General features: G+C 28.8%; 5 protein-coding genes. 1 reads left to right on the top strand and 4 read right to left on the bottom strand.

The genetic code is table 11. The features are described 5' to 3' along the window. Positions 1-106 precede the first annotated feature (106 nt). Both rd and I6U48_RS17175 read right to left on the bottom strand, forming a co-directional pair. Positions 107-268: a rubredoxin gene (rd, locus tag I6U48_RS17180; RefSeq protein WP_218321698.1), complete on the bottom strand. Its 162-nt coding sequence runs from the start codon at positions 266-268 to the stop codon at positions 107-109. A 129-nt stretch (positions 269-397) separates the two neighbouring features. After that, on the bottom strand, positions 398-868 hold the full coding sequence (locus tag I6U48_RS17175) for an HAD family hydrolase (RefSeq protein WP_218321697.1): 471 nt from the start codon (positions 866-868) through the stop codon (positions 398-400). Positions 869-1,356: 488 nt separating this feature from the next. Here I6U48_RS17175 and cutA point away from each other — a divergent pair, with 488 nt between their 5' ends. Next, complete coding sequence (gene cutA, locus I6U48_RS17170) at positions 1,357-1,692, top strand: divalent cation tolerance protein CutA (RefSeq protein WP_218321696.1); 336 nt, start codon at positions 1,357-1,359, stop codon at positions 1,690-1,692. A gap of 348 nt (positions 1,693-2,040) precedes the next feature. Here cutA and I6U48_RS17165 read toward each other — a convergent pair whose 3' ends face one another. Together I6U48_RS17165 and I6U48_RS17160 are read right to left on the bottom strand one after the other, a co-directional pair. Then, positions 2,041-4,611, bottom strand: a complete 2,571-nt coding sequence (locus tag I6U48_RS17165) for an ABC transporter substrate binding protein (RefSeq protein WP_218321695.1) — start codon at positions 4,609-4,611, stop codon at positions 2,041-2,043. 182 nt (positions 4,612-4,793) lie between these two features. Next, the gene (locus I6U48_RS17160) at positions 4,794-6,356 is read right to left on the bottom strand and encodes a sensor domain-containing diguanylate cyclase (RefSeq protein WP_218321694.1); all 1,563 of its coding nucleotides are present in this window, start codon (positions 6,354-6,356) and stop codon (positions 4,794-4,796) included. Positions 6,357-6,625 lie beyond the last annotated feature (269 nt).

Genomic DNA, 6,625 nt, shown 5'->3' with positions numbered 1-6,625 from the left:
ATTGACAAAAAGTTTTTATCGTGATGAAGCTTGGAAACATCTCCCGGAGCATAAGTCTACTTTCGGCGGTGCATCTCTATATGATCAATTAGAACCAACCTGTAAGCTAATCAGTAGGTTCAAATTGATCCTTTCCTACTCCACATAATGGACATACCCAATCATCAGGAATGTCTTCAAAAGATGTTCCAGAATTTATTCCATTGTCTGGATCACCTTGTTCTGGGTCGTAAACATATCCACAAACAACACATAGATATTTTTGCATGGTAGTACCTCCTAGTCTAATTTAATAATGTTAATAGTGTTTCACACTTGAGTAAAAAAATACAATGAATAAAATAAATTGCCTAACTGTAGAAATAAGCTTGCTTATGTCATATTTAGAACTATAAACTTAATCTCGCAGTGTAGCCTTAACTCTATCTTTTTTCAGTATAACATCAAATACATCACTAATATTTTTACAAGTTATATGAGAACTAATTATAGCCTGAGAGGCACAGCCTTCATTTCCTATAACTGCTATTGATAAAGCTGCTTTTTTTAACATTTCCACATCATTGAGTCCATTGCCTACAGCTATAGAATTCTCACAAGACAGCTTTTCTATAAAAGCTTTTTTAAATTCTGTTGAATTGCCTTCAGAAAAGGTTTTAATAGAAATAGGAAGATCTTTACATTGAGTTCTAACAGTACCATAAGTATCAGCAGTTAGTATATATACGTCTAGACTATCACTTAGTTTAATTAACATATTTTTAATGTAATCTGATATAATGCCATCTACTGCTAAAGTTCCATTATAATCAAAAATAATGTTTTTAAGTTCTAAATTATACCTGCCGGGTATGTTTATTTTTATCATTTTTACCTCCTTATTTATATAGACACGCACGGCCGAAAGTAGACTTACACTCCGGCATATGTTTCCAAGCTTTGGCACTATAAAAACTTTTTATCAATCTAAAGCTCAGTATTTTGAAAGTCTAAGAACCATTGATAAACTCGTGCCTCAAACATATCAACAGTCCTAAGACTTTCTAAAATACTTCGCTAATATTGATTAAAAATTTTTTATATGTGCCTTCAGCTTTGGAAACATATCCCTGCGTATAAATTAATTTTCTGGTCTTAAACCCTATAATAATATTTAATCAGTTTAAATTATCTCTAAACTTATCTTGAACAATCTCGTTTGGCTTATATCTGCCATTTATTTAATGATACTAAAGTAATGCATAAATTACAAATGTTGATACCAAAAAACAATTCTACATAATTTAGTAAATAGGGATAGTTAGCATAAATTTAGGTATAATTATTATAAGAAATGGTTTAATGGAGGTAAATAAAATGGAGATTAATTTTTTAAAGGTAGAAACCTTTATACCAGAAGAATATTTAGAAACTTTAAGAAAAAGTTTAAATGATATAGGAGCGCTTACTATAGGAGGAAATTATGATAACTGCATGTCTGTTTCTAAAGTGATTGGTTCATGGAGACCCTTAAATGGGGCTGATCCCTTTGAAGGTGAAATTGGTAAGTTGAGTAAAACAGAGGAATGCAAAGTTGAGTTCTGCTGCAGCAGAGAAATACTAAAAAATGCAGTAGATACAATAAAAAAAGTTCATCCTTATGAAGTCCCAGTGATAAATGTACTCCCTATTATAAATCCTTATGATTTATAATATAGTGAATTCATATTTAAATCAGCATAAACTTTAATAAGAATCTCTTAAAATGTTTTTTAGAGGACAGAGGATAATTGACAGAGGACAGTGAAGGAGAATTTTTCTCCGCTGCACTACGAAAAATCTTTAAATTAAAAGAAACTCCTGCTATCTCGTTTCGCAGGAGTACTCTCTGAGTATCTGAATGAGCGATGTTTTACACTCACAAAACAAGCCTAAAAAAATAAATTAGTTTTCTGATGTAAGGAAGAAAACTCACCTTCACTATCCACTGTCCTTTGTCAATTGGCCTCTAAAAATATATTTATATTTTCCAATCATTACCGGTAATTCTCATAGCATAAGTTAAGTGTCGGCTGTGGATGTCCATATATTTTCCAATTTTTCAACCTTGTCTGCAGGTATAGGCTTGCTAAAAAAGTATCCTTGAATTAGTTGACAGTTTAAAGAGTGAAGTATGTCGAATTGTTCTTGCCATTCCACACCTTCAGCGATTACGTTTAAATTCATTTTATTAGCTAGTTGAATCATGCCGTCGATTACATCTCTATCTCTAGTACTGGTGTGGATAGAATCAATAAAAGATTTATCTATTTTAAGATTATTTATTGGAAGTATTTTTAAATAATTTAAAGAAGAATATCCAGTTCCAAAATCATCTAAAGCGATGCTAACACCAAGAGCCTTTAGTTCGTTTAAAATTTTAATGTTAGAATCTACAGATTGCATAAGAACACTTTCTGTAATTTCGATTTCTAAAAGATTCGGAGGGAAGTTACTTTTAGCCAAAGTACGTTTTACTGCGTTAATAAAATTAGAATGTTGAAGTTGTATAATAGATACATTAATAGACATTGTACCTAAATTATAACCAGCATCAATCCATTTTTTGCCTTGATAACATGCAGTTTTCAATACCCAATATCCAATCGGTATTATCAAAGAGGTTTCTTCTGCTACAGGTATAAATTCTGCAGGAGAGACAAGTCCGTAATCTTCACTCTGCCATCTAAGAAGGGCTTCCATGCCTTTAATTTTTCTGGTTTTGCAATCAATTTGAGGTTGATAATATAGCTGAAAACCACCCTCATTTAAAGCAGCTCTTAAACCTTTTTCTATTTCAGATTTTTTTGAAATTTCATCAAACATTTTTGTATCATAAAATTCATATCTATTCTTACCGAGGTCTTTAGCCTTATACATTGCCGTATCGGCATTTTTTAAAAGTAAATTACAATCTAATCCATCATCAGGATAGAGAGAAACTCCTATACTGACTGTTGTGAAAATTTTCTTTTCATCTATTTTAAAAGGAGTTTTAAAAGCTTTTAGTATTTTCCTACAAGCTTGTACAACATTATCTTTATTTTCTATATTAACTAGTAGTATTAAAAATTCATCGCCACCTATTCGATAAACAAAATTATCTCTATTTACAGAGGCTATTAGCTTACTTGCTGCTTTTTTAAGCAATTTATCACCATAATCATGTCCCAGTGTATCATTAATTCTTTTAAAGTTATCTAAGTCTATAAAAAGAACGGCACCTTTCTCTCCAGTTTCATTATATTTACAAATAGACTGGTTTAATTTATCAACAAAGGAGGTTCTATTAGGAAGAACAGTTAAGTTATCATAATAGGCCAAATGTTTATATTTTTTTTCACTTAACTTCAAAAAATTTTCACTTTTTTGAAGTTCAATATATTGAAACTCAAGTTCTTCTTCTGTTGCGTAAAGTTCTTGATAAACCATATTAAGTTCTTCATAGTTTTCTATTAATTTTTTTTCGCTTAATTTTCTTTTTTTAATATTAATAAAAAGTATAATTACAAATAATAGTAAAGAGATTATTATAGTAAGAACAGTAAAAAATATTTTTGGATATACTTTATAGATGAGAAAAGGTTTATTTATTATAATACTATTTTCAGGTATATTTCTCTTATCAATTTTAAGCTTTTGTAGTTCACTATAATCAAATACATAGTTGCTTGGACTTTGTTCAATTATAGGTATGTCAGAAACTTTTTTACCATGCAATATTTTGAGAGCCATAGAAGCGGCAGTTTTTCCATGATCTACTGAGTTTAGGGCTTTTCCACCAAGTATTCCGTTTCCAATTGCAAAACTCCAACATATGTAGTTGCCTATATTTAAATCTTTACTGAGTAAAGGACCTATTTTTTCATAACTAATAAGGGATCCGTCAGTGTCCCTAAGTTGACCCACATGAAAAATAGCAGTATCATTGCCTAATTCCTTAGCTGCTGATACTAATGTTTTAACATCGGTATCACAATAAAAATAAAATTTAACAGGAAGTTTTAGTTTACTAATTGCCTTTTTGGCCAATTCTTCATTCAACTTTCCTGTGGATGAAGAGTCACAAACTAATATTATATTTTTAATATTAGTTTGAAGTTTGGGTATACTTTTCAGTGTAGATTCTATATCAATTGTTTCGCATATTCCAGTAAAATTTTTATGACCTTCTAACATGGAATAGGAAAAGTTATTTATACCGCAGAATACAACAGGAGTATTGGGAAACAAACTACTACCATACTTAACTAAAAAGTCAAGAGCATCATTATCGGAGCATATTATTACATCAAATTTAGAGTTAGCAAATCTTATTTTCAACAAATTAAACAAACCATCTATGTAACTTTCCGTTTGAATGCGTTTTGTATCCATATATATATGAGATAAGTCAATTAGTCGTGAATCAATATTTAATACAGATTTAATTCCAGTGTCTATATCCATTGTCCATCTAAAATCATCTGAATAGGAATGGAGTATCAATATTCTTTCTTGACTAGCTGCTTTAACGTAAATTCTGCTGTACAAACCTATAAATAATATTAGGCAAACTGCTAAAAGATACCTCATAGGTATTTTTCTAATCATTCATATAAACCTCCATAGTAACATCATAAGATATACAAAATATGTATAATGTAGATTGGTAGTTTTATATTATAAATTTTAATAAATTATTCCTTAATTAATATGTTACCACCTCATAGAAATTTTGAAAATAATATTTTGAAATAAATATAGGGACCATTAAGTGCCCCTACATTTACAGGTTATTGATTTTTATAGGTATACATCTTTTTATCGGCAATTTTCAGCAAGTGCATATAAGATACCGCATCATCAGGGAATTTTGAAATTCCATAGCTAAAACTGCATATAATATTATAGCCATCAAAATTTATAGGGTTATTTTTTAAATGATTATTTAGTTCTTCAAATTTTTCAACTAAGCTTTGCTGGTTTGTATTAAAAAACACACCTACAAATTCATCACCGCCATATCTAGCTAAGATATCTAAGGAACTAGTTCTCTCTCTAAGTTCCCGTGCAAATACTTCAATATAGCTATCTCCAGCTAAATGGCCATAGCCATCGTTTACTTGTTTTAGTTTGTTTAAATCAAAAACTACAAAATTAAAAACTTTATTATCAATATCTTGGATACATTTTTCAATAATTTCTTCAAAATAGTTTCTGTTGTAAAATCCAGTTAACTTATCATATTTAGATAAATAAACTATTTGTTCATAGAGATTATGTTTACTAATTGCTATCTCAATTTGATTTTTCATATATTGTGCAATTTGCGTATCTTCTTCGGCAAATGCATGCTCGCGATCGCTGTCTATATTCAACATACCATATAGTTTTCCATCAATTATTATAGGTGTACTGATACATGATTTGATTGTCCACTTTTTCATTTCTTCTGTAATATCAGTAAGATCAGCATCTGGAAGCTCATAAATATCATTAATAATTATAGTGTTTTTAATATTGCCATTAGTTTTAAGCCAGTGAAATGAATACTCCAATTTAAGCTTAAATTCTTTAGCCTTAGCTAAGTCATATCCTCTAGACGCTCTTATTTCTAGAAAATTATTTTCGTTTAAAGTCAAAATTGAACCGTATTCAGCAGCGTCAATGATTGATAAGGCTTTGTCTAGTATTAAGTTAAATAAATCATCTATGTTATTTAGTCCTATTATAGATTGATTTACTTCAAGCATGGCTTCATTTATTTTTAATAGTTTAGTAATTTTATTTTCATTTTGCCTTGCTTGGGTTATATCAATCATAATACCAACTAACCCAGTGATTTCATTGCTATCAGAAATTATTGTTGACTTTCTAAAAGATATATCATGTAAATTACCATCGGAGAATCTAAATTTTGATTCGTAAAGTCGCTTTCCTCCGTGCTTCATCAATTCCAAATCTGATTTATGGAAAGTATAACTATTTTCATCTTGAAAAAGTTCATAAACTGTATGATTCACAATTTCTTTCTTTTTTAAGTTTAGGGATTTTTCAAATTCAATATTACATTCGGTATAAACGCCATCAGTATCTTTGCAAAATATAGGGTCAGGGAGTGCGTTTAAAATAGACCTTAAAAGTTTCAAGTTTTCTTCTAGTACGGTTTTATTTTTTTCTAGCTCATTATTTTTTTTCTTATATTTTAAAATAATTATAAATAATGAGATTATTATTAGTATAAAATTCAAATATATAATATGATTTAATGAAAACAAATTTATTAAATATTTAATTGTACAAAACTGCAGTGTAAAGTTATGTATGACAAAAAGTGTATCAAAAAAGTTTTTCATAGCACCATCCCTTAAATCAATTTACTAAAACGATTTCAACTAATAATACTTCATAAATGTATGTTAAAAGAATCTAAATTTTAATTATATAAAGATTATAAAATTATTTAAGAAAAAATGATATAGTTATTATGCTTTTTCTCTATATGTAAATTTAAAAAAATTGTCTATAATGTAGCGGTTTACTACGATAAATTGACATGAAATTGCAAAAAAATTATAATTAGTTCTAGAATACTAATTATTCGTAATTTATGTAAAATTCAATG

It is taken from the genome of Clostridium thailandense (genome assembly GCF_019207025.1).
Taxonomy (GTDB): domain Bacteria; phylum Bacillota; class Clostridia; order Clostridiales; family Clostridiaceae; genus Clostridium_AM; species Clostridium_AM thailandense.
This window is presented reverse-complemented; position numbering and strand designations above follow the sequence as displayed.

Coding starts and splice junctions, on each gene's coding strand:
- rd (WP_218321698.1), bottom strand. CDS start 268: ATGCAAAAATATCTATGTGTTGTTTGTGGATATGTTTACGACCCAGAA.
- cutA (WP_218321696.1), top strand. CDS start 1,357: ATGGAGATTAATTTTTTAAAGGTAGAAACCTTTATACCAGAAGAATAT.
- I6U48_RS17175 (WP_218321697.1), bottom strand. CDS start 868: ATGATAAAAATAAACATACCCGGCAGGTATAATTTAGAACTTAAAAAC.
- I6U48_RS17165 (WP_218321695.1), bottom strand. CDS start 4,611: ATGATTAGAAAAATACCTATGAGGTATCTTTTAGCAGTTTGCCTAATA.
- I6U48_RS17160 (WP_218321694.1), bottom strand. CDS start 6,356: ATGAAAAACTTTTTTGATACACTTTTTGTCATACATAACTTTACACTG.